A 24,417-nucleotide genomic window follows, 5' to 3' on the forward strand; every position below is an offset into this window, starting at 1 on the left:
AACGGCAGGATCAAGTGATCGGAATAAACCGAAACGAGCGATCGCAATCACCGAAATACGCATTTATCAAGAAAACAGCATAAATTACATAGCACTTACCGCGTGCAACTTTTTAATATCATTTTGCTTTGCTATATACTCCCCAACTTCGAGAGCAATAACTCCATTACTTGTTAGTAAAGAAAAAATTTCATCTCTCAACTCTAAATTATCAGTTTCAACAGAGATCATTAAAGTTATCTCCCCATCACTAGGAGCACTGCTGATGTCTGTTGGATATTTCAATGAAAAAGATCTGATGCTAACCAATCTAATAAGTTTTAGTCTTTCACTAATTTGCTCAATATTACTAAAGCCCATATCCGAAAGTTTTAAAAATCCTAGTTCAGAAAACAACACTTACCTTGAAGCATGGAGAAAAATGGGAGATTTAAAATATATTGTTCTGATATTTTCTATCTTCCATTTATTCTTGGGAGGTATAAATGTTGTACTTCCATTTGTCGGTATAGTAGGTGAACAGAATTACTACGGTTATCTTTTGGGAACTGAGGCCTTTGGTGCTGTCTTAGCTGGATTAACATATCGACGAGCCTCCTCTTACCTACAAAAAATAGATGAAAGAAACATACTCTTTTTGTGTGGAATATTCATTTTATTAACCATCCCCCATTTAGGAATATATCTTAATTTATTAACAATAATGTTTTATGGATACTTTTTTACTCTTTATAGCATTTTTTTCTTAACCACAATACAGCTTAAATCAGAACAAGATTATATCGGTAGATTTTTTGGCATTTTATATACATGCATCTCTATATTCTTACCTTTAGGTAGTCTTCTTTTTGGCTTTGTTGAAAAGGTTTTTTCTAACTATGGAATGAGCATAATAGGTTTGATGATGATTTTATCTGCAGTTGTGCTTTTAGTTTTAAAGAAAAATAAAGGAGTTTAACGTGTGTTCCATACTCACTTTTCTTACTAATAAAGAGTTTAGCAGCGAGTTTGTTAGTTCCCTACCAGAAAGATTAAAAAGATCTGAAAAAAGAGGGCCTGATTCATCCGGAAGTTTATTGATTAATAACTCTGTATATCTAGGTTCAAACAGGTTAAGAATCATAGGAGATGATAATGGTGTTATGCCAATTTCGTCGTTCTGTGAAAACTACCACATCGTATTCAATGGGGAAGTCTACAACCATAAAGAGCTTCGAAAAGAACTTGAAAGTGACGGTTATAATTTTAAAACAAATACTGATACTGAAGTTATCCTTAATTTATACATCAAATTTAAAGAAGATTTTATAAAAAAACTTAATGGCATTTTCTCTATCGTCATTTTTGACAAAAAACGCGATATTTTTATATGTGCGAGAGATAGATTTGGTACAAAGCCGCTGTACTATTTAAGTGGCGAGGACTACGTAGGGTTTAGCTCCGATTATCAAACACTAGTCGAGTTACTCACTCCTTCGCAACGACAGATATCCAAATCAGCATTAAGTGCTCTACTAATGACTCGAATGGTACCGGGAGAAAAAACCATCTTATCGGGTATCAACAAAGTTGAACATGCGACGATACAAATTTGGGATCGTAAGACACTGAGTTGTAATACCTACAGGTATTGGTCACCAACTTGCAAAATCAGAGAATTCAAACAAAGTGAGTTTAACACGTATTTTCGAAACGCAGTTAATCGCGTATTTGAAGCGGATGTAGAGCCAAGCATACTACTCAGTGGTGGTTTAGATTCTGCCGCTTTGGTCACTGAGCTTGGCTATAGTGGCCGTATCGGTATAAAAACATATTCGTGTACATTTGAAGGTGCACAAAAGTGCGAAGAATCAGATATTTCATATAACATCACCAACGGTAATATTGATGAAAGTGCCTTTGCAATTGAAGTCGCTAATACACACTCATTTCACCATGAGAATTTCAAAGTCAATGCCGATATTGATGAAGACACATTTGATCAGATGCAAGCAGCGCTTGGTGAGCCTATCCCAAGTACCAATGCTCTAGGTTTATACCTGTTGGGTAAATCACTTCCCGCAAGTGAGCGACTTGCGGTTTCCGGAACTGGCTCAGATGAAATTCTCGGAGGTTATGAAACGCTCTATTTTAAAGAGCATGCAGAAAATCATATCAATACTAGCAATGCATCATTGTTAAAATCATTTAGTAATTTCGACAGCGTGTGTATCGAACCGCTGAGCTTGTTGAATAGTGATTATGTAGATACGCAATACCTAGATCAATATCTTAAGCAATGCATGTCATCTTTTGACGAAGATAAAAATAGCCACGAATTATTGAATCAATTGGCGATATTCGAACTGAACTTTGGTTTACCAGGTTGGGAATTGGATCAAGCCGACAGGTTGTTCATGGACTTCTCAATTGAACTTAGACCAGGATTTTTAGAAAACGAATTTGTTGACTACTGTTTGAGCATACCTTCAAAAGACAAGAGTCAAAAATTGCCTTTACGTAATGCAATGCGCGCTCACTTACCTAGCCATATTGTAGATAGAGAAAAACTGCCAAGCCTTAGTACACCAAAAGAGTTTATTTATGGGGCTTTCTTCCAAAAAGAATTAGAACGTATTAGGGAAGAGCCTCTAGATTTTTGGAATAAAGAAGCCTTAACAAAGCTTATTGACACACAAGATAAAGAATCAATTTTCGACCTGTTATATCGCGTTTTTTATATCCAAAAGTGGGTTGAGAGATATTTAGGAGATAAGTCTAAGATGACTTATCGAGTAATAAATTAATAACAAAAATACAAGTAAAAGGAGTGATTATGAGTATTTTTACGGGCTCTCACAATGAGTGGGATCAATTGGAAGAAGTAATTGTAGGCAGTGCGCTACATGCCAATAAACCAACATTGAACGTTGACCAAGTTGCCATTGAGTACAGAGACAATCAATCTGTTACTGCCGAACAATTAGGTCAATACTCGCAAAAAGTGATTGAAGAGACTGAAGAAGACTTAGCACTTTTTGTAGAGAACCTTCAACAGCTTGGTATTAAAGTACGTCGCCCTGAAGATATTGATCAGACAAAGGAATTTTCAACAGGTGATTGGTCAACAACAGGTTTCTATAACTACTGTCCACGAGATTCATTACTCGTAGTCGGAGATAAAATCATTGAAACACCAATGACCATGCGCTGCCGATTCCTTGAACAATTTTCCTACAAAAATCTAATGTTAGAGTACTTTGAGCAAGGCGCAAACTGGTTGTCGGCACCTAAGCCACGTCTACTTGATAACAGCTATAACCTAGACTCTGAAGGCCTTGCTTTAAATAATATCGAGCCTGTTTTTGATGCAGCAAACATTTTAAGAGCTGGTGAAGATCTCTTCTATCTTATTTCCGATACGGGTAACGAAAAAGGCGCGAAATGGCTACAAACAGTTTTAGGTGATCAGTATCGCGTACACCTATGCCGCGACCTATATGATGGTATTCATATAGACTCGACAATGGCACTTTTACGCCCAGGCCTCATGCTGCTTAACCCAGCACGAGTCAATGAAAATAACCTACCAGAAAAGCTACGTAGTTGGGATAAAATTTGGTGTCCTGATTTAGTTGATACAGGATATGAAGGTTACCAACCACTCTCTTCTACATGGGTAGGTATGAATATATTCATGTTAAGTCCGACATTGGCTGTCGTTGACTCTCGCCAAGAAACTCTAATTAAAGAGCTTGAAAAGAACAACATTGAAGTACTGCAATTGCAACTAAGACACGCAAGAACGCTTGGAGGGGGGTTCCACTGTGTAACCTTGGATGTTAAGCGTAAGAGTAAATTAGAAAACTATTTTTAATATTATCAAGGCAGCACCTTTGAGTGCTGCCGGAGCATACTATGAAGAATCTATTAGAAGAAAAAGCTTCATTTGAACAAAACTACTCAATAATCGATATATTTCAAAGAATTAAAAATACATTCCCTCAAAAAGTAGCAATAAAAGATGGGGACATCAATATAACTTATGAACAGTTAGACTTGCTATCCAATGTGCTTGCACACAACCTCACACAAAACTGCACCGAGCTAAATAGACCTGTAGGAATTTTAGTTAAAAAAAGCTATAAATATCTGGTTTCATGTATTGCAGCCTTAAAGTGTGGCGTACCTTATATCCATATTGATGAAGCCTACACCCCAAGCACTATTGAGCACATAATCAATGAAAATCAGATAGAAATTATCTTATCCGAGAACCTGTTTGCAAATCTCTCGTCATTACGATCAGTCACTATAGTAGACCTAGACAACCATTTAGACTTACAAAACCAAACTGACGTGTTGTTTACTCCCATTCCTTTTGAGTCTGCCGATGCTACAGCAATAATCGGCTATACATCAGGTACCACTGGTCTTCCTAAGGGCGTGGAGGTGTCACATCGTGCGGTTATTTACTCCTTTTATAAGTTCTGGGAAGAAGTAAAAAATAACGAAGGAAAAGACCGATTTGGCTATATCACCTACCTGTGTTGGGATGGCCTAAGCCCACTGTTGAATGGCGCTACAGGTATAATCGTTCCTGAAGATACCATTAGCTCATCAGCTACTTTATGCCAGTACATTTATAACCATAACATAGAACACTGTTTCTTCACGCCAACACTCTACAATAGCTTTTTAGACGCTTTAGTGAACAGCGGATATGAAAAGTACCCTCTTAAAATAGTGTGGCTAGGTGGAGAAATTATCAGCAAGTCGCTTATTGCAAAGTCAGCACACGTTTTGAAAAACACCGCTTTGATAAATAACTATGGCCCAACAGAGTATTTCGTCGTGTCACAAGGCCTCATTGACAAAGATAGCCAAGATTTTAAAGGTATAGACAACCTATACAGTACACCTACTGGAAAAATACTATCTGAGACTGATTACTTACTGCTGGATGATGAGCAAAATGATATCACCGATGTTGGTGTTGGATTTTTGTATGTGGCGGGTCCTGCGATTTGTAATGGCTATGTCAATCGGGCTGATCTCAATAAAAACCAGTTTCTAAATATCAATGGGAAAGTGTACTTCAACACTGGGGATTATTGCCGCGTCGACGATAAAAGAACACTTTACCTTTTAGGCAGAGATTCATTTATTCTCAAAAAAGAAGACCGAACAATTCCACTCAAGGAAATTGAAGATAAGGTGAGTAATCTCAACAATGTAGAAACTTGCGTCTGCGTAAAAGACAAAACCAATGATGGGTTCAAAGTATTAGTCTTTTATACGACTCACGGCCATGTTGAAAAAGCGAGCATCAAAGGCTTGGTTTATAGCATTCTAGAATTCTTTTCATGCGAAATTCAATGCCACGAAATCAAAAATATACCTCTTCATCCAGCAAGTAGAAAAACTAATTACATGGAATTAAAAAATTTAACATCTTGAACTAGCGATATAAAAAACGGAGTCCTATTGATATATAAAAATTAAAATATATTGATATAACGCCTAACAACGTGAGGACAATGAAATCTTTAAAAAGGCTTCAGCTCTCTTAGTACAGGGCTCCATCAAAGGTTTGCGCTGATACGGTCACTTCAAGAGAGTTGGCCAGTAAAGCGGCTCTGTAAAATGCTCGGTGCTCATCCGAGTGGATACCATGCATGGAACAAACATTAACACGCAAAACTCTCCCAAAAACAAGCAATTATGATAGAATACGGGAAAAATAATGATATTGCAGTATTACTATTTAGACAAGAAGGATGACAAACCACAAGAGTAAGGTGCATAAAGTGAAAGTACACGCCAATCAGCATTAATACGTAACTACTTAGAAAGTATTATCAGAACTTTCCCGTAAATCAACTCGACTGTAACGGCTATATTATTAAGTGGTCTGCTATGCTGAGTAATAAAAAGAGATCCATATGAATATCAAGAGTTTAATAGTTGAAAAAGCATCACAAGCAATGTTAGCTGCTGGGTTACCAGAAGACATAAATCCCTCCGTAACACAAAGTACTAAGCCTCAGTTTGGTGATTATCAAATTAATGGGGTCTTGAGTGTCGCTAAGAAATTAAAGGCAAACCCTCGAGAATTAGCACAACAAGTTATCAATAATCTAGAGATTGATGATATAGCAGAAAGAGTTGAGTTGGCAGGCCCTGGATTCATTAATATCCATCTAAAGAACGCATTCCTCGAATCAAATATTATTGCCGTTAACAAAAACAAAAAGCTAGGAGTCTTAGCACATCAACCAGTACAGAAAGTGGTTGTGGATTATTCCGCGCCCAATTTAGCTAAAGAAATGCACGTAGGTCACTTACGCTCAACCATTATCGGTGACGCGATGGCTAGAGTATTAGAATTTAGAGGCGATAACGTAATTCGTCATAACCATATGGGTGACTGGGGAACTCAGTTCGGTATGCTTATTGCTCACTTAGAGCAAATGATTGAACAAGGCACAGACCTAGAAAAAGTAGCGTTGGCAGATCTTGAAGGTTTCTACCGTGATGCAAAGAAGCGTTTTGATAATGAAGAAGGTTTTGCTGATCTTGCTAGAAGTTACGTTGTTAAGCTGCAAGCAGGCGATGAATACTGCAAATCGCTGTGGAAAATGTTTATCGATACATCAATCAAACACTCTGAAGAAGTATACGATAGACTTAATGTAACACTAACACGTGAACATATCCGTGCGGAGAGTTCATACAACGATCTACTGCCTAAGATTATGCAACGCCTTAATGAATCAAACTTGGTTGTAGAGGATCAGGGTGCACAAGTTGTCTTCATTGACGAGTTTGCTAATAGTGAGGGTGCACCTTCGCCATTCATCGTCCAAAAATCGGGGGGGGGATTTTTATATTCAACCACAGATTTAGCTGCGTGTGAGTATCGTTCGAATGAACTTATGGCCGACCGAATCCTAATCTTCACTGATTCGCGTCAAAGCCTGCACTTTAAACAAGTGGAAAACACCGCACGTAAAGCCAAATTCTTACGCGAAGAAACGAGTTACGAGCCTAGCCTTTTTGGTGCAATGCTAGGGCAAGATGGAAAACCTTTTAAGACGAGAACTGGCGGTACTGTCAAGTTAACCAGCCTGTTAGATGAGGCAGTGAGCCGCGCGAGTCAATACTTAGAACAACGCGAACCAAATTTATCTGCAGATAATTTGAACGAAATAGCTAGAAAAGTTGGTATAGGTGCGGTTAAGTTTGCAGATCTATCCAAGCATCGTTCAAATGATTATGTCTTTGATTGGGATAGTATGCTCAGTTTTGAAGGAAAAACAGCACCATATTTACAATATGCTTACGCGCGTATTCGTAGTATTTTCCGTAAAGCACAAGTGAATAGTGAAGATCTAAGTGATAGTGTGATCATTTCAAATGAGCAAGAAAAGGCTCTAGCTATAAAATTGCTTCAATTTGAAGAAGCTTTAGATTTAATGAGTAGCGAAGTGACACCACATGTTCTATGTAACTACTTGTACGAGCTTACAAGCTTATACATGACATTCTATGAATCGTGTCCAATTCTTAAAGAGGGCGTATCGGAACAGATACGATATAGTCGCCTAAGTTTATGTCGCTTGGTGTCAAACACAATCAAGACTGGTTTGGACTTACTAGGTATTGAGGTTATGGAAAGTATGTAATTCTATTACATACACTTGTGTGAAATTAATAAACCTGAGCTGCATATGCGGAATTGAACTAAATGCCCTTGTGGTGATCAGATCTTTCGACCGAAAAATTAGATTACCAAGAACAAGGGCGTGAACGACCTAGATGCAATTTACGTAGATGTCGATGATTTTTGTTTGCTATTTGAACCACATTCTCGACTTGGACGTAATCCACTACTACGACTCGATTTCAGGCCGACATGTCTTACTTAATCCCTTAATACAGTCTGGATACACCAAGCGAAAATTGCTTTTTTGAGGTAGTGTTGAGAATATGTTGGGTGATCTGTTCGAGACGCTTGGGATTGAGCTCAAACAATTCGACCAGCTTATCCAAACGTTCGATGTACTCAATGACCTGAGCGCGTCTGTGCCGATTTTCATTTATAAAGCTCTGCTCCCCATCATAGTCAACCAGTCATATAATCTCTTTCGTGTACGTATCCATGAGGAGGACAAGTTCACCAAAATGGGCACATCCCCCTTTATTACACAATTGATCCACTGGACTTGGGAAAGCAAAAATCTCAATCAGGCTAGTCTTCATCATAAGATTCAAATGCAATGCCCATTTCCGTCATGAGTTTTTTCACCTCAGCAGGTATATCATCAGGGCGGTCTTTTCTTAGATCTTCATCTGTTGGTAAGGGCTGACCAGTATAAGCATGGAGAAAGGCCTCACAAAGCAGCTCACTGTTGGTGGCATGGCGCAAATTATTGATCTGACGGCGAGTGCGCTCATCAGTTAACACTTTCAGAACTTTCAATGGGATAGATACCGTTATCTTTTTAACTTGCTCACTTTTTTTCCCATGTTCAGCATACGGGCTAATATACTCACCGTTCCAGTCTGCCATTGCGCACCTTTAAGATTTATTGTGTATAAAATTACAAAAGGTAATTTTAGCGGGATTTATGTCCACAAGCAAAGGCATATAGACGTCTAGATGTATTGACGTCTGAAAAAACTCAAGGTAGAGTAAAAAGAGTTGATTGGAATAACATATCTCTAACATCCACGAAAAGGTATAGTGTTATCTCCAAAAAGGTCACTACTGTTCGAAAGGAAACACTTATGAGCCCCCGTAAAACAGCCACAATCGCAGTACGTACTGGTATTGAGTCCGACACTCAGCATCATGCTGTCGTGCCACCAATATACCTCTCGACAAATTTCGGTTTTCCTGCATTTGGCGAAGTACCAAAATATGATTACACACGTTCAGGTAATCCAAATCGTGGACTATTAGAGCAAGCTCTCTCTGAGTTGGAATCTGGCAAGGGCGCCGTAGTCACCAATTGTGGAACATCGGCACTTAACTTATGGGTGTCGGCATTTCTTGGGCCAGACGATCTTATCATTGCGCCCCATGATTGTTATGGGGGAACGTATCGATTATTCAATACTCGTGCTCAAAAAGGCGATTTTAGAGTTCTTTTTGTTGATCAATCCGATACACAAGCACTTGAGTCTGCTCTTTTGCAAAAACCTAAGCTTGTCCTTTTAGAAACGCCGTCAAATCCTCTCGTACGTGTCATTGATATTGCCCAAGTGTGTGCCAAAGCCCATGAAGTAGGAGCTAAAGTGGGCGTGGACAATACTTTTTTAACCCCTATATTCCAAAAACCCTTAGAACTGGGCGCGGATTTCGTTATTCACTCAACCACTAAATACATAAATGGCCACTCAGATGTCATTGGTGGCGTCATCATCACCAAAACAGAGCAGGACAGCACAGACTTAGCATGGTGGGGTAACTGTATTGGGGCTACAGGTACACCTTTTGATAGCTATATGACCTTACGCGGTATCCGAACTCTTGCAGCTCGAATGCGAGTCCATGAAGAAAGTGCTAAGCAAATTTTGGCTTATCTAAGATCGCAATCTCTGATCGGTAGAATTTATCATCCTAGCTTGCCAGAACATCCAGGCCATGACATCGCGAAAAAGCAGCAATCGGGGTTTGGTTCGATGCTAAGCTTTGAGTTCTCAGGTAGCTTTGAACAGCTCAAACACTTCGTTGGTGAGCTACAACTATTTTCACTCGCAGAATCTCTGGGAGGTGTTGAAAGCCTTATTTGCCACCCAGCTTCGATGACCCACAGGGCAATGGGAGAAGAAGCACTTGCAAAAGCGGGAGTGTCCCAACAACTCTTGCGTCTATCGGTCGGCTTGGAAGACGCCGAGGACCTCATCGACGATTTAGAACAAGCATTCAGTAAAGCTAAGGAATTTCATCAATGAGCCAACAGCGACAGTTACATAAATTTGGTGGAAGTAGCCTCGCAAATCCAGAATGCTATCGCCGCGTGACGAACATACTCAAAGAATACTCTAATCCAGATGATCTTATTGTGGTCTCTGCAGCAGGGAAAACCACCAACCGTCTGATTGAGTTCTTAGATGCACTAAACAAAGATGGTCGTATTGCCCACGAAGTGTTGCAATCCCTAAGAGAATTCCAAATGCAGCTCGTCCATGACCTATTACAAGGCGAGTTAAAAAATGAGCTTGTGGCCGCACTCGACGATGAATTTAGTACGCTCGGACAGCTCACTGCCCCGTTAAATACTGCGCAAAAAGCGTCTGTACTTGGCCATGGAGAAACATGGTCAGCACGTTTGCTAGCCAGTTTGCTCAATCAAAATGGATTACAAGCTGTTGCACAAGACTCACGAACATTTCTCAGAGCAGAATCTGGCACTCAACCAGAAGTCAATCGAGGTAGTTCATACCCTTTGATTAAGGAAGTCCTATCCCAGCACCCTAATCATCGCATCGTAATCACGGGTTTTATGGCCCAAGATGACAATGGCCATACCGTTTTACTTGGGCGCAATGGTTCAGACTATTCGGCAACCGTTATCGGAGCCCTAGCTGAGGTCTCTAGAGCCACCATTTGGAGTGACGTCGCTGGTGTATACAGCGCTGACCCTCGATTTGTCTCTGATGCTTGCCTTTTGCCTCTACTGCGACTGGATGAGGCCAATGAGCTCGCTCGCTTAGCGGCCCCGGTTCTACATAGCCGCACTCTGCAACCTGTCGCCCAGAGTTCAATGGATCTTCATCTACGTTGCAGCTATGACCCAGAGGCCGGCTCAACCAAAATCGAGCGTGTGCTAGCATCAGGACGAGGCGCAAAGATCGTCTCATCACTCAATGAAGTACTCTTAATTCAGCTCCATTTTCCTGCTGGACATGATTTTGAGCGCCTAAAACAGGAAACCCTTAGCACTCTGAAGCGCGCTCAACTCGAACCTCTTACTTTTGAAGTTCAAGAAGATCAACACACGCTGCGTTTAGCTTACACATCCGAAATCGCAGGCGGCGCACTAGAGTATCTGCAAGATGCAGCAATCGAAGCCGAAATAAAGCTCAAAGAAGGATTTTCTTTAGTGGCTGCCGTTGGCGCTGGCGTGGCAAAAAATGCCAACCATTGTTACGGGTTCTATCATCAGCTCAAGTCAGCCCCTGTCGAATTCATTGCAGAGTCCCCATCAGGGCTGAGCCTTGTTGCCATATTACGAAGCGTCAATACCTCAAATTTAGTCAAAACCATTCATGATCAGCTTTTTCAAGCTCACAAACGTGTCGGGATCGCTTTGTGTGGAAAAGGCAATATAGGGTCGAGTTGGCTTGAGCTATTTAACAAACAAAAAAATAAACTCGAAAAGCGCCATGGTATCCATTTTGAGCTGATCGCCGTGGTGGATAGTCAGAACTACTGGTTCAGTCCTCAAGGCATTGATCCGGCCGGCGTCAGTCAACGCTACGAAGAGGAAGCCATAGAATATCAAGGTGATGAATGGATTCAAAAACTGGGTTCGGTACAAGGCTATGATGATGTTGTGGTATTGGATGTCACCGCCAGTCAACAACTTGCCCAGCGTTATACAAATATTGCAGAGCAAGGCATGCATCTCATCTCTGCCAATAAAGTTGCAGGCTCTGCGTCAAGCCAATACTATCATCAAGTACGAAATGCCTTTGCCAAGATAAACCGACATTGGCTGTATAATGCAACGGTTGGGGCTGGTCTCCCCATCAACCACACCGTAAGAGATCTGTGTGAAAGTGGGGACGATATTCACTCATTATCGGGGATTTTCTCTGGCACACTATCATGGCTGTTCCAACAATACGACGGCACTGTACCCTTTGCTGAACTGGTCGACCTTGCATGGCAGCAGGGCCTTACCGAGCCAGATCCTCGCTGCGACCTCGATGGTTCAGACGTGATGCGTAAGCTCGTCATTCTAGCCCGTGAGGCCGAATTTGACCTTGAGCCAGAGTCCGTCAAAGTCGAAAGTCTTGTTCCATCAGAACTTATCGACCTGTCACTCGATGACTTCCTTGACCAGGGCCAAATATTAAGCGAGCAAATGGCTGAACGCTTAAAGTGTGCACAAAGTGAAGACAAGGTGCTTCGTTATGTAGCTCGATTAGAAAAAAATGGCTCGGCCTCAGTTGGAATTGAAGCGCTAGATAAACACCACGCGCTCGCCAATCTACTCCCCTGCGATAATATTTTTGCCATTGAGAGCAAATGGTATAAAGATAACCCCTTAGTCATACGCGGTCCTGGTGCAGGACGAGAAGTCACTGCTGGTGCTATACAGTCCGACCTCAATTTGCTCGCCAGTTTACTCTAAGTGATAGCGCAGCCATTGGCTGCGTTTTTACTATGCCATCATCAGATTGACCTAGGGCTCTCTAATTGAAACAAGCTAATATTTAACTTGAGAAAAATTCATGATTACGCAGTTGACTTTCAGCCCTATTCATTACATTCTTTAGACATATAGACGTCTAAACGTCAATTTGAAAAATTTGCATTTTGTGGTCATGCAATACCACACGGAGAGAGTAAGATGGGATACACACACGCTGGCCATATTGATGCCTTAAACCAAAACATTGCCGAGCTTGGTGACAATATTAATGTGTCATTTGAGTTTTTTCCCCCAAGCAGTGAAAAAATGGAAGAGACGCTTTGGAACTCCGTTCATCGGCTAAAGACATTGAAACCGAAATTTGTCTCGGTGACCTACGGAGCAAACTCAGGTGAACGAGACCGTACTCACTCCATTATCAAAGAGATAAAATCACAAACAGGCTTAGTGGCTGCGCCTCACTTAACATGCATTGATGCTTCAAGAGAAGAGCTGGTGCGTATTGCGGAAGATTACTGGGCAAACGGCATTCAAAGTATCGTTGCACTTCGTGGCGACATTCCACCAGGTGGTGGTAAACCAAAGATGTATGCATCGGATCTTGTCACTTTGCTCAAAGAACGTCATGATTTTGATATCTCTGTTGCCGCCTTTCCTGAAGTGCACCCTGAAGCCAAAAGTGCTCAGGCTGATTTGCTTAACCTCAAACGTAAAGTTGAAGCGGGTGCCAACCGTGCTATTACTCAGTTTTTCTTTGATGTAGAAAGCTATTTACGTTTTCGAGATCGCTGCGTGGCGGCAGGTATTGATGTAGAAATCGTGCCCGGAATCCTACCCGTATCGAACTTCAAGCAAGCCTCACGCTTTGCAGCGCAAAACAATGTCAAAGTTCCTAGCTGGATGGCAAAACAATTTGAAGGTCTCGATGATGACCCAACGACTCGCCAGCTGGTTGGTGCAAGTCAAGCAATTGATATGATTCGCGTTTTAAGCCGAGAAGGCGTTAAGGATTTCCACTTTTATACACTCAATCGTGCAGAAATGACCTACGCCCTTTGCCACACGTTAGGTGTTAGACCTAACTCTTAGTGGTATCAAGCAAACGCCTTCATCAGCAAAAAGGGTTGACCATGGTCAACCCTTTTATAATTCGCTCGTCATTATTCGACTTCGTCCATCTTGCCCAACAAGTTACGAATCCGATCCTGCCAAGCTGAATGCTCTTGCTGCATCTGTTCAGCCTTTTGCGCCATCTCTTCTCGACTTGAGCGCAATTCATCAGCTTCAACAGCAAGCTTTTCTTTTTCTTCTTTAAGATCTTCCACTTCCATCTGCAAAAGTGCAATAGTGTCCACTGCAGTTTGTATTTTCGCTTCTAGTTTTTCTAGTACTTCAAAAGACATCTTGGCCTACCTTGTATTATCCGATTATCGCGAAGCGCCTCACTCCACTGTATACCCTCATTCTACTCAGGCAGAGAGAGAGAAACACGCTCTATATTGTATATTTGGTATCAATCGATTAAAAAAACAGCATACCTTGACAATGCACTGACGGAGAAGGACTTAAAGCACATTTTTTATTACTTTTAGCCGATTTTTTATCAAGTTAGACCTAACACATAAACTCTCATACAAATATGCTAAAATTCGCTCTAACCACCCTATTCCCCAGTCTATTTTTATTTGGAGCAAGCATGAAACGTGATTTAGCAATGGCATTTTCCAGAGTAACGGAAGGCGCAGCCTTAGCAGGTTATAAATGGTTAGGGCGCGGTGACAAAAATGCGGCAGACGGAGCGGCTGTGGAAGCTATGCGAATTTTATTGAACCAGACAGAAATAGATGGCCAGATAGTGATTGGAGAAGGGGAAATCGATGATGCCCCTATGCTGTATATTGGCGAGACCGTCGGTTTAGGTGGTGAGGAAGTCGATATTGCCGTTGACCCCATTGAAGGAACTCGTATGACGGCGATGGGACAATCTAACGCCTTAGCAGTATTGGCCGCAGGAGAGAAAGGGAGTTTTCTCAATGCACCTGACATGTATATGGAAAAACTGGTTGTAGGCCCAGGAGCCAAAGGCTGTATTGACCTATACAAACCTCTAAAACAGAATCTGGAAAATGTAGCCAAGGCCCTCGATAAAACTCTCGATACCTTAGTCGTTATAACCTTAGCTAAGCCGCGCCATGACAAAGTGATCACACAAATGCAATCTATGGGTGTGCGCGTATTTGCCATTCCTGATGGGGATGTTGCTGCTTCAATTTTAACCTGTATGCCAGAAAGTGAAGTCGATGTGATGTATGGTATTGGCGGTGCCCCTGAAGGCGTGATTTCTGCCGCTGTGATTCGTTCGCTCGATGGTGATATGCATGGACGTTTACTGCCTAGACATCATGTCAAAGGCGATAACGAGGAAAACCGAATTTATGGTGCCGCGGAGTTGAACCGATGCAAAGAAATGGGCGTTGAAGCGAATCGAGTGTTAACCATAGAAGAGATGGTGAAAAGTGATAATGTTATCTTCTCGGCAACCGGTATTACTAAAGGAGATTTGCTCGACGGAGTAACACGTCAGGGCAATATTGCCACCACAGAGACACTGCTTATTCGAGGCCGCTGCCGAACCATCAGGCGCATCAAATCAACCCACTATCTTGACCGAAAAGATCCTGAAATCAGAGAAATCGTGTCATAGGTTATAAATCGGCTATGTTACTGATATAAAAAAACGGAGACTAAGTCTCCGCTTTTTGTTCAGCTAGGTCGCCGGACTACATCATACCGCCCATGCCACCCATACCACCCATGCCGCCCATATCAGGCATTCCTGGTGCATCTTTTTGTGGTAGATCTGTCACCATAGCTTCTGTTGTGATCATAAGGCCTGCAACAGATGCAGCAAACTGAAGCGCAGAACGAGTCACTTTAGTTGGGTCTAGGATACCCATTTCTAGCATGTCACCGTATTCACCTGTCGCCGCATTGTAACCATAGCTACCTTCACCGCCTTTCACATTGTTCGCAACCACAGACTCTTCGTCACCTGCGTTTTGTGTGATCTGGCGAAGAGGTGCTTCCATGGCACGCAGTGCAACACGAATACCAACATTTTGTTCTTCATTGTCACCTTGAAGGTCAACAATCTTAGAAGCCGCGCGGATAAGCGCAACACCGCCACCAGCAACCACACCTTCTTCAACCGCTGCACGAGTGGCATGAAGTGCGTCTTCAACGCGGTCTTTCTTCTCTTTCATCTCAACTTCAGTTGCTGCGCCAACTTTAATAACGGCAACACCGCCTGCTAGTTTTGCAACGCGCTCTTGAAGTTTCTCTTTATCGTAGTCAGATGTCGCTTCTTCCACCTGCTGGCGAATTTGAGCAACACGGCCTTCAATCATAGACTGCTCACCCAGACCATCGATAATAGTGGTGTTTTCTTTGGTAATAGCAACACGCTTAGCTTGACCAAGATCTTCTAGAACCACTTTTTCTAGCTCAAGACCGACTTCCTCAGAAATCACAGTACCACCCGTTAGGACCGCGATATCTTGAAGCATAGCTTTACGACGGTCACCAAAACCTGGCGCTTTCACTGCTGCAACTTTCACGATGCCACGCATGTTGTTGACAACCAGTGTGGCAAGTGCTTCACCTTCTACATCCTCTGCAATAATCAGTAGAGGGCGAGAAGCTTTTGCTACCGCTTCAAGAGTTGGCAGTAACTCACGAATGTTTGATATTTTCTTATCAATCAGCAAGATAAATGGATTGTCTAGCTCAACAGAACCAGATTCTTGGTTGTTGATAAAGTAAGGAGACAGGTAACCACGGTCAAACTGCATACCTTCAACAACATCTAGCTCATCTTGAAGTGCCTGACCTTCTTCAACCGTAATAACACCGTCAAGACCCACACGCTCCATCGCTTCAGCAATGATTTTACCCACACTAGAATCAGAGTTTGCAGAGATAGTACCCACTTGCTCGATTTCTTTGCTGCCTTTACAGTCAACAGAAAGCTCACCAAGTTCTTTCACCGCTGCGGCTACCGCTTTATCGATACCACGCTTAAGATCCATTGGGTTCATGCCAGCTGCAACCGCTTTAAGACCTTCGCTTACAATAGCTTGTGCAAGAACAGTGGCCGTCGTTGTACCATCACCAGCCGCATCATTTGCTTGTGACGCCACTTCTTTAACCATTTGCGCGCCCATGTTTTGGAACTTGTCTTCAAGTTCGATTTCACGCGCAACAGAGACACCATCTTTAGTAATTGTTGGTGCACCGAATGATTTATCTAAGACTACATTGCGGCCTTTAGGGCCAAGAGTGACTTTTACTGCGTCCGCTAGAACATTTACACCTTCTAGCATTCTAACGCGTGCATCATTACCAAATTTAACGTCTTTAGCAGCCATCTTTAGTTTCCTTTTCTAAAATTCTTTAGTTTTACGTAATTAACAAATGAATCTGAGCAAAAAATTACTCAATGATTGCTAGCTTATTGCTCAACGATAGCCATAATGTCACTTTCAGACATCACTAGGACTTCTTTACCGTCGATCTTTTCAGTTTTCGTACCGTAGCCTTCAGCAAAAATCACTGTGTCGCCAACATTGACATCTAGAGGCATCACAGTGCCATTCTCTAGAATGCGGCCTTTACCAATAGCCAAAACCACACCGCGAGTTGACTTCTCGGCAGCAGAACCAGTCAAAACAATACCACCCGCTGATTTTGACTCAACTTCTTGGCGTTCTACGATAACTCGGTCGTGTAATGGACGAATGTTCATCGGTCGTCTCTCCTGAAAATTTCCATGTTGTTGGATAATTACCTAGCGCAATAGCACAAGGCGTTAAAGTCTTGTGCTATCTATATGTGGGACGTTTTGTTGAAACCCAAGGGGCAATAGAGAGATTTTTGTGATCAACTTCAGATAAGTGCACTGAGATGCAGGTGGATGTACTTTAGCCGCATATTTATCTCCTACCGCCAATCTGCAAGAGGAATGATTTGAGCACTGCTACGCTCTTGATCTTCACAAGAATCGCCTTCAAGTACATCTTGAAACTTAACCATTTGGGACACCAATTCGCGCATCAATACCACATTGGCATGATTGGGGTTTTTGCAATTATCCACTACCCTATCAATATGGCTTTGCTGAGCCCAAAGTCTGTCACGCATCTCTTCAGATGCAGACATGATCATCTCTTTACACATATCGTGTTTAAATTGGGCAAATCCTTCAGGATTGCTCTCCGCGAGATGGATTAGCTCATCAAACGAAGGAAGAGTTTGGTTAATTAAAGGTGAGTTCATACAGCCCCCAAAACAAAACTAACAATTCTATCAATTAAAATATAGCCGACCAACGGGATTTGTGCGAGTGTAGGAAAATCTATAGATTTAAGGAAAGAGAGAGTAGATAAGGAAAATGAATAAACTAAACTAGTTAATCAGTGCCAGTAACCTAATAGGAACATTGTGCTTCATCGTCTGTGTCCAGTTCTGCACTGGAACTATGAGGTTGAGCTGATATGAACTGTAATGGCATTTCTAAGAATTTAACATTAGGCGTTGATACGCATCTTGATAACCATGTTGCAATGCTTGTTAACAGCATCGTTCAGGTTGTCGATACCCGATAGTTAATCTTAAATTCAGGTGGTTATGAACACTATACAAATGGTGTAAATCTTTGGAACGGTGAAGCAAATAGGCATAGAAGGCACTGGGACTCATAGTGCAGGCTTATGTAAGTTCTTGCGACAGAAGCAAATAAAAGTATTTGAAGTAAATAGAGCCAATAGGGCAATGCATAGACTAAGGGATCAGTCAGATCCAACTGATGCTGAGAGCGCTGCTCGCTCAGGTTTAGCCAATGAATCTACAGCAATCCCTAAATCTCATGATGTTATTGTTTAAACTATGAAGCTCTTGGTTATTGCGGGAAATAGTTCTGTAAAAGCTAAAACACAAGCGATGAACCAAATACGTGCTTTATTGGTTACTGCACCTGAACATATACGAGAAAAATGTTATGTACCGCCAAGTTATCAATGTGTCTTAGTATGTAAAGGAATTAAAGCATCTCAAGGCAGTTTGCTGGAGTCGACATTAGTGTCGATGCTAACTTTATTTTCAGAGCTCTAGGGGTTATACCCCCATTATAGTATCTGGCTTATCACAGTTCATTTGAAACTGACATAGGAGCGTCAATGCGGTGATTGAACGATTCTTTGGTAGTCTGAAGCATGACTGGTTGTTAAAAGTACCGCAACCAACGCGAGAGAACATGAAAAATGATGTGTCAGCTGATACGCGATATTACAATTTAGATCGGTTACATACGACTAACGGCGATATGTCACCGATCGACTATGAAAAGTCCTTTAGAAAAGTGCCCTGAAAAAGTTGCGCAGAACATATACGGCTGATGTTTATATATCAGCCGTATTGCATTGCAGCTAATGATTTTTTTTGACTGTAGCGCTCAAACAATCCCCTGAGAGTATTTGGCAAAGAATCAGAATCAAGCGTGAAAAATCCATGCTGCTGATAAAAGCTTTCGAGTTCTGAATAAGCGAAACAAAAGTCACCACTTTGAAGCACATGCTTCTCACAATACGAGATTAACTGGTGGCCCAAACCTTGGTGTCTAAACTCAGGCACAACGAGCATACCAGTCAATAGGCGATTATCTTCAATTGCCTTAAAGCGCACCACAGCAACCACTTGCTGATCACACTTTCCTACGATAGTTAACTCATCTTTTTTCGCTCTACCTGATGGGTAATAGGCTTTGTACAAACGAGAAACAAGCGGAAGCTTTATAGGGTCTAAAACGTCGAACTGGACAGGAGTCATTATCACCAAACTGCAAATTAAGGTAGAATGAAGGCAGTTTAGATTAGTCGATAAATCCAATGCAAATTTTAGCCAATGCTGACCTTAGCGATTTTCATACATTCTCGATAGAACAAAGCTGTCAATACTTAGTAGAAGTGAAAACCATTGACGATATTAAAGACGTTTATCAGAACTCCAAGTGGTTGAGTTTACCCAAATTAATGCTCGGCAAAGGCAGTAATGTGCTGTTTACTCAGCCATATCAAGGCGTTGTGATAATCAACCGATTGCTTGGAAAAAAAGTTACCGAAACTGCTGATTCGTGGCATTTACACATAGCAGGTGGCGAAAACTGGCCAGACTTGGTCAAATGGAGTATCGAACAAGGCTACTTGGGATTAGAAAATCTTGCACTTATTCCAGGCTGCGTAGGTACAGCCCCAATCCAAAATATCGGCGCTTATGGCGTTGAGTTTAAAGATTTATGTGAATACGTTGATGTACTGTGTTTAAAAAGCTTCACGATTAAAAGGCTTAGTGCAAAGCAGTGCCAGTTTGGTTATAGAGATTCCGTGTTTAAACACGATCTCCATCAGCAAGTTGTAATAGTTGCGATAGGCATTAAACTTAGCAAAAATTGGCAACCCAATATTGAATATGGTCCTCTTCAATCTTTGAATATCGATGGGCTCACCGCTAAACAAATCTTTGAGCGTGTTTGCCAAGTGCGCACCGATAAACTTCCCGACCCAGCCAAACTTGGCAATGCGGGCAGTTTTTTCAAAAACCCCATTATTTCTCAGCAGCACTTTCTAAAACTTCAACAAACATACCCAAAGATTGTCGCCTACTCTACCCCCGAAGGGGTAAAAATCGCGGCTGGGTGGTTAATAGATCAATGCCAACTCAAAGGTGTTGCTGTTGGAGGTGCTGAAGTCCATCAAAAACAAGCGCTTGTTCTGGTGAATAAAGATAGAGCTAGTAGTGATGATGTGGTAAAACTTGCCGCTAAGGTTTATTACGAAGTACTTAAAAAATTCCAGATTCAACTTGAGCATGAAGTTCGCTTCATCGGCTCTCACACAGAAACAAACCTTGCAAACCTGATGATAGAGAAGCCGTGATGAAAGATCATTCTATAAAACTCGGTATACTAAAATCATTATCTCAAGGTGGGTTTCATTCTGGTGAAGAACTAGGCGAGAAATTTGGCATATCAAGAGCCGCTATCAGTAAGCATATCAAGGGTATCCAAGCATGGGGAGTCGATATTTTTCGAGTCCAAGGTAAAGGCTATCAGCTAGCTAAACCAATGCAGCTACTTGATCAACAAATCATACAGGCTCAAGTTGAAAACCATGTTGAACTCATCCCGATCATTGACTCGACCAACCAATACTTACTTGATAGAGCCCAAGACTTAGATTCTGGTTCAGTGTGTCTATCTGAGTATCAAATAAAAGGTCGCGGCCGACGCGGTAGAGAGTGGATATCACCATTTGGATCTAACTTGTACCTTTCAATGTACTGGCGACTCGATGCTGGCATGGCCGCCGCCATGGGACTTAGCTTAGTGGTAGGCGTCGCTATTGTAGAGGCATTAGAACTTCTTAAATTTGAAGATGTTAAATTAAAGTGGCCAAACGACCTTTACTATCAAGACAGAAAACTTGCAGGTATTTTAGTGGAAATGTCAGGTCAGGCAGGCGCCGCAGCCAACCTTGTTATCGGCATGGGACTTAATTTGATGATGACGGACAAAACACAAGGTATCACGCAACCTTGGGCAAGTTTATCTGAAGTTGCTGGTGTTCAAAGCATTGATCGAAACCAGCTTGCCACAACCATGATTCAGACACTAAACAAAACCTTATTAGATTATGAACTAAAGGGTATGCAAGGGTTTGTAGAGAGATGGAATCGCTTAGACAATTTTATTCATCGCCCGGTAAAACTCATTATGGGAGAACGGGAAATCACTGGTATATCACGCGGTATAAATGAACAGGGGGCAGTGATAGTAGAAACCGAAAGTGGACTTGAAACCTTCATTGGCGGTGAAATTAGCTTGCGGCCTCACCACTGAATAACAAGTTTTACAATTGTACCGTGAGAACTAAGAGCTGATCGCTAGGAACCGTCAACACATTTTGCTACTATCCTTGTCCATTCTCAGTAAAGGCATTTAGTCCAACATGATGACTCAAAGGAACTTATTCGAACAACTTCCTACTTTGGCTCAAGACCCAACACAGTTAGAAACACTGTTATCAGCCAAAGACTTTCGAATTCGCTTAATCGAAGCGATTCGTCAGGCAAGTAAACGAATTTACCTTGTTGCCTTATATCTAGAAGATGATGAAGCTGGAAGAGAAATCTTAACCGAGCTTTATCAAGCGAAACAAAGTAACCCAGGACTCGACATCAAAGTGTGTGTCGACTGGCATAGAGCGCAAAGAGGATTGATTGGCGCAGAGCCTGGTGAAACCAATGCTACTATGTATAAGAATTTCGCCACACAATACCCTCATCAAATCCCTGTATTTGGCGTTCCAGTCAGAGGTCGAGAAGTTTTTGGTGTATTGCATCTAAAAGGTTTTGTTATTGACGATCAAGTGATCTATAGCGGCGCAAGTCTAAATAACATCTACCTCAACTATAATGAACGATACCGCTTTGACCGCTATCAGGTACTAAGTAATAAATCTCTTGCCGATAGCATGGTCCGCTTTATTGAAACAGAAATGATCGAACACCCTGCGGTTCATGACCTTTCCTCTCCAAACCAACCTAACACCAAACAAATCAGAACTCAGATCCGGCAGTTAAGAGCTTCACTGGCAAAAGCCAGTTATCAATATGAGCCACAAACTATTTCTCAAGACCAAGTTGCTCTAACTCCTCTTGTTGGCGTCGGTAAAAAGCGCAACAAACTGAACCAAACGGTTAATCAACTACTCGCGCAAGCAAAAGAAGAGATCTTCATCTGCACTCCCTATTTTAATTTTCCTCGCAGCGTTGCCAGAGAGGTAAAAAAAGCGATCAGACGCGGAGTAAAAGTAACCATAGTGGTGGGTGATAAGACGGCGAATGACTTTTATATCTCCCCCGAAGAAGAGTTCAAAACCATTGGCGGACTACCCTACCTCTATGAGCGAAATTTGCGTCTATTTGCCAAAGCTAACGAAGCGCACATTGCCAGTCGTAAACTCTCTATCCATTTGTGGAAGCACGACAATAACAGCTTTCACCTGAAAGGGGTTTGGGTCGATAAACGCTATATGTTGATCACCGGCAGTAACTTAAATCCAAGAGCTTGGAGTTTGGACCTAGAAAATGCCATTCTCATACAAGATAAACACCAGCATTTAAAAGCACAATTTGAAAAAGAAGCGGAAAACATTCTTCAGCACACTCAACTCATTTGTACCTACAGACAGTTAGAGAAAGCCGAGGATTACCCAGAAGCCGCGCAAAAGCTGATCCGCCAAATTACTCGTGTTAAGGCGGATAGAGTATTGAAGCAGATTTTGTAGACTAACCTAGCGCCTATAAAACAGCTTAAAATTAACAGCCCAAGAAATGGACTAGACTCTATCTCCTCGTCCTCTCCCTAAGAGAGTCTGAAAAATGTAAGTAAAGTAAGCTTTGACGCTCATAGACTCTATCATGCGCAAATCCCAATCAGCCAGAAGTTGAGGTGTAGACATATCTATTTCATTGATTTGCGCCAAACCTGTGATACCAGGCCTTACATCAAGAACACCTTTGCTTTGTCTTGCATCGATAAGTTCCTTTTGGTTGAACAAACAAGGGCGAGGTCCGACCAGACTCATATCACCTTTCAACACATTAAGAAGCTGTGGAAGCTCATCTAACTTTGTTTTGCGCAAAAAGCTTCCCAATTTCGTCACTGAGCTCGCACCAACCAAATGAGTGGCAACAGATTTGGTATCGACAGGCATAGTACGGAACTTAATGAGAGTAAATGGTACTTGATTCCTACCCACTCTGGTTTGACGAAACACTGGTGAACCGGTATCGAAAAACCCAAGTACGCAGATGATAATAAAAATGGGCCACAAGAAGAGTATCCCTGCAAGTGCAAAGAAAAAATCTAAAAAACGAATCACGGTATCAACCTTTTCCTAATTGCTATGGGAAGATAAGTAAGCAAGGACTGTATTGCAAATACCTTGCTCAAAACTATAAGGTGGTTGCCAGTTTAAAACATTTTTTGTTTCGGAGATATCGACATGTAAACTAGAACAGAGACGACGACCAATATCTTTCTTGCCAATAAAAGTACAGAAGGCTTGTAAAAAAACAGCAGGAATTGGTATCAGGAAGCTCTTTTTACCCATATGCTTTGCGACACAACATAGCAATTCGGTGGTTGACACATCATGGTCATCAGACACCATAAAAACCTTGTTCGACGCACAAGGGTTAACGCAGCATTCGAGTATTAAATCCGCGAGATTGTCGACATAGACTAAGCTACGCTGATTGTGTATAGCGCCTAGCGGGAGAGGAAACTGCTTTTTTGTCCAATTCAACATGGATAAGAAATTGGCTTTCACTCCAGGTCCATAGACTAAAGGAGGCCTTATGATCACAACTTCAAGACCAGATTCATCAGCCAATTTTTTAAGCGCTATTTCCGCATCATATTTGCTAAGACCATAGGCATCAGTTGGTGGAGTAAGAACTTCAGGCCCAAATGGACTGCCGGGTACAGTATGCTCACCATTTACCTTAATCGAACTGAGAAACACAAAGCGCTTTACGCCCGCTTCAGCGGCCTGTCTAGCAAGATTTAATGTTCCCAACGTATTGACTGTCCGATAATCAACTAGGCTGTTTTTATCACACATTTGGTGGACCACTGCAGCACAATGTACGATACAATCAATACCCTCAAGCGAGCCAGACCAATCAGTTTCAGGTCCAATATTTGCTATGCAAACTGTATTAGACTCTTGAGCGGGCCGTCTAACCACTGCACATACATTCCAGTCTCTCTCATGGGCCATAGTGCCCACACGTGATCCAACAAACCCTGTGCTACCTGTCAGTAGTATTTTCATGTTTTACCGATTAAATTCTCTCACGCTGCGCATTTTGCAAATTCTTGAAAATACGCGCTAGCCTTTGTGGTTAAAGCTTTCTAAAATACGAG

At 41.8% G+C, this 24,417-nt stretch carries 22 protein-coding genes and 1 pseudogene; 14 read left to right on the forward strand and 9 right to left on the reverse strand.

Annotation, left to right across the window (positions count from 1 at the left end; genetic code table 11):
• The 4 genes from QQK21_RS06605 to QQK21_RS06620 form a co-directional block, all read left to right on the forward strand.
• A partial coding sequence (locus QQK21_RS06605) for an MFS transporter (RefSeq protein ID WP_284191412.1) occupies nt 1–958 on the forward strand: 958 nt, incomplete at its 5' end.
• A 1-nt stretch (nt 959) separates the two neighbouring features.
• On the forward strand, nt 960–2,786 hold the full coding sequence (gene asnB / locus QQK21_RS06610; RefSeq protein ID WP_284191413.1) for an asparagine synthase (glutamine-hydrolyzing): 1,827 nt from the start codon (nt 960–962) through the stop codon (nt 2,784–2,786).
• A 29-nt stretch (nt 2,787–2,815) separates the two neighbouring features.
• Entirely contained in the window at nt 2,816–3,856 is a 1,041-nt protein-coding gene (locus tag QQK21_RS06615) for a hypothetical protein (RefSeq protein WP_284191414.1), read from the forward strand.
• 41 nt (nt 3,857–3,897) lie between these two features.
• On the forward strand, nt 3,898–5,439 hold the full coding sequence (locus tag QQK21_RS06620) for an AMP-binding protein (RefSeq protein WP_284191415.1): 1,542 nt from the start codon (nt 3,898–3,900) through the stop codon (nt 5,437–5,439).
• Nucleotides 5,440–5,548: 109 nt separating this feature from the next.
• Here the strand turns inward: QQK21_RS06620 and QQK21_RS06625 are convergent, their stop codons facing one another.
• A complete protein-coding gene (locus tag QQK21_RS06625; protein WP_284191416.1) occupies nt 5,549–5,680 on the reverse strand; it encodes a hypothetical protein in 132 nt (43 codons plus the stop codon).
• Nucleotides 5,681–5,924: 244 nt separating this feature from the next.
• On the opposite strand from QQK21_RS06625, the gene argS reads away from it, so the two are divergent.
• Nucleotides 5,925–7,667, forward strand: a complete 1,743-nt coding sequence (gene argS / locus QQK21_RS06630; RefSeq protein WP_284191417.1) for an arginine--tRNA ligase — start codon at nt 5,925–5,927, stop codon at nt 7,665–7,667.
• A 566-nt stretch (nt 7,668–8,233) separates the two neighbouring features.
• Here argS and metJ read toward each other — a convergent pair.
• Nucleotides 8,234–8,554, reverse strand: a complete 321-nt coding sequence (gene metJ, locus QQK21_RS06635) for a met regulon transcriptional regulator MetJ (RefSeq protein WP_152429345.1) — start codon at nt 8,552–8,554, stop codon at nt 8,234–8,236.
• Nucleotides 8,555–8,772: 218 nt separating this feature from the next.
• On the opposite strand from metJ, the gene QQK21_RS06640 reads away from it, so the two are divergent.
• From QQK21_RS06640 to metF, 3 genes are all read left to right on the forward strand, one after another.
• Complete coding sequence (locus QQK21_RS06640) at nt 8,773–9,942, forward strand: O-succinylhomoserine (thiol)-lyase (protein WP_284191418.1); 1,170 nt, start codon at nt 8,773–8,775, stop codon at nt 9,940–9,942.
• Entirely contained in the window at nt 9,939–12,350 is a 2,412-nt protein-coding gene (locus QQK21_RS06645) for a bifunctional aspartate kinase/homoserine dehydrogenase II (protein ID WP_284191419.1), read from the forward strand. Before QQK21_RS06640 ends, QQK21_RS06645 begins: the two co-directional genes overlap by 4 nt.
• Nucleotides 12,351–12,569: 219 nt before the next feature.
• A complete protein-coding gene (gene metF, locus QQK21_RS06650) occupies nt 12,570–13,460 on the forward strand; it encodes a methylenetetrahydrofolate reductase (RefSeq protein ID WP_284191420.1) in 891 nt (296 codons plus the stop codon).
• Nucleotides 13,461–13,531: 71 nt separating this feature from the next.
• Here the strand turns inward: metF and zapB are convergent, their stop codons facing one another.
• Nucleotides 13,532–13,774 carry a cell division protein ZapB gene (gene zapB, locus QQK21_RS06655; RefSeq protein WP_284191421.1) on the reverse strand — a complete coding sequence of 81 codons (243 nt, stop codon included), beginning with the start codon at nt 13,772–13,774 and terminating at the stop codon, nt 13,532–13,534.
• 293 nt (nt 13,775–14,067) lie between these two features.
• Between zapB and glpX the strand changes: the two genes are divergently transcribed.
• On the forward strand, nt 14,068–15,075 hold the full coding sequence (gene glpX / locus QQK21_RS06660) for a class II fructose-bisphosphatase (protein ID WP_284191422.1): 1,008 nt from the start codon (nt 14,068–14,070) through the stop codon (nt 15,073–15,075).
• Nucleotides 15,076–15,151: 76 nt separating this feature from the next.
• Here glpX and groL read toward each other — a convergent pair whose 3' ends face one another.
• The 3 genes from groL to QQK21_RS06675 form a co-directional block, all read right to left on the reverse strand.
• Nucleotides 15,152–16,798 (reverse strand): chaperonin GroEL, encoded by a 1,647-nt coding sequence (gene groL, locus QQK21_RS06665; RefSeq protein ID WP_284191423.1) that lies wholly within the window; start codon nt 16,796–16,798, stop codon nt 15,152–15,154.
• Between the two features lie 83 nt (nt 16,799–16,881).
• Entirely contained in the window at nt 16,882–17,175 is a 294-nt protein-coding gene (locus QQK21_RS06670) for a co-chaperone GroES (protein ID WP_114785960.1), read from the reverse strand.
• A gap of 194 nt (nt 17,176–17,369) precedes the next feature.
• Complete coding sequence (locus tag QQK21_RS06675; RefSeq protein WP_284191424.1) at nt 17,370–17,705, reverse strand: DUF3135 domain-containing protein; 336 nt, start codon at nt 17,703–17,705, stop codon at nt 17,370–17,372.
• Nucleotides 17,706–18,314: 609 nt separating this feature from the next.
• On the opposite strand from QQK21_RS06675, the gene QQK21_RS06680 reads away from it, so the two are divergent.
• Entirely contained in the window at nt 18,315–18,539 is a 225-nt protein-coding gene (locus tag QQK21_RS06680) for a hypothetical protein (protein ID WP_284191425.1), read from the forward strand.
• 64 nt (nt 18,540–18,603) lie between these two features.
• Nucleotides 18,604–18,795, forward strand: a pseudogene (locus QQK21_RS06685) (integrase core domain-containing protein); the annotation flags it as partial.
• Nucleotides 18,796–18,833: 38 nt separating this feature from the next.
• Here QQK21_RS06685 and QQK21_RS06690 read toward each other — a convergent pair.
• Nucleotides 18,834–19,253 (reverse strand): GNAT family N-acetyltransferase, encoded by a 420-nt coding sequence (locus QQK21_RS06690; RefSeq protein ID WP_284191426.1) that lies wholly within the window; start codon nt 19,251–19,253, stop codon nt 18,834–18,836.
• 59 nt (nt 19,254–19,312) lie between these two features.
• Here QQK21_RS06690 and murB point away from each other — a divergent pair, with 59 nt between their 5' ends.
• From murB to pssA, 3 genes are all read left to right on the forward strand, one after another.
• Nucleotides 19,313–20,359, forward strand: a complete 1,047-nt coding sequence (gene murB, locus QQK21_RS06695; protein ID WP_284191427.1) for a UDP-N-acetylmuramate dehydrogenase — start codon at nt 19,313–19,315, stop codon at nt 20,357–20,359.
• Nucleotides 20,359–21,321 (forward strand): bifunctional biotin--[acetyl-CoA-carboxylase] ligase/biotin operon repressor BirA, encoded by a 963-nt coding sequence (gene birA, locus QQK21_RS06700; protein WP_284191428.1) that lies wholly within the window; start codon nt 20,359–20,361, stop codon nt 21,319–21,321. Before murB ends, birA begins: the two co-directional genes overlap by 1 nt.
• A gap of 109 nt (nt 21,322–21,430) precedes the next feature.
• Complete coding sequence (pssA, locus tag QQK21_RS06705) at nt 21,431–22,771, forward strand: CDP-diacylglycerol--serine O-phosphatidyltransferase (RefSeq protein WP_284191429.1); 1,341 nt, start codon at nt 21,431–21,433, stop codon at nt 22,769–22,771.
• A gap of 51 nt (nt 22,772–22,822) precedes the next feature.
• Here pssA and QQK21_RS06710 read toward each other — a convergent pair whose 3' ends face one another.
• Together QQK21_RS06710 and QQK21_RS06715 are read right to left on the reverse strand one after the other, a co-directional pair.
• Nucleotides 22,823–23,368 carry a sugar transferase gene (locus QQK21_RS06710; protein ID WP_284191430.1) on the reverse strand — a complete coding sequence of 182 codons (546 nt, stop codon included), beginning with the start codon at nt 23,366–23,368 and terminating at the stop codon, nt 22,823–22,825.
• Nucleotides 23,369–23,383: 15 nt separating this feature from the next.
• Nucleotides 23,384–24,325 (reverse strand): UDP-glucose 4-epimerase family protein, encoded by a 942-nt coding sequence (locus QQK21_RS06715; protein ID WP_284191431.1) that lies wholly within the window; start codon nt 24,323–24,325, stop codon nt 23,384–23,386.
• Nucleotides 24,326–24,417 lie beyond the last annotated feature (92 nt).

The organism is Vibrio zhanjiangensis, assembly GCF_030161235.1.
Taxonomy (GTDB): Bacteria; Pseudomonadota; Gammaproteobacteria; order Enterobacterales; family Vibrionaceae; genus Vibrio; species Vibrio zhanjiangensis.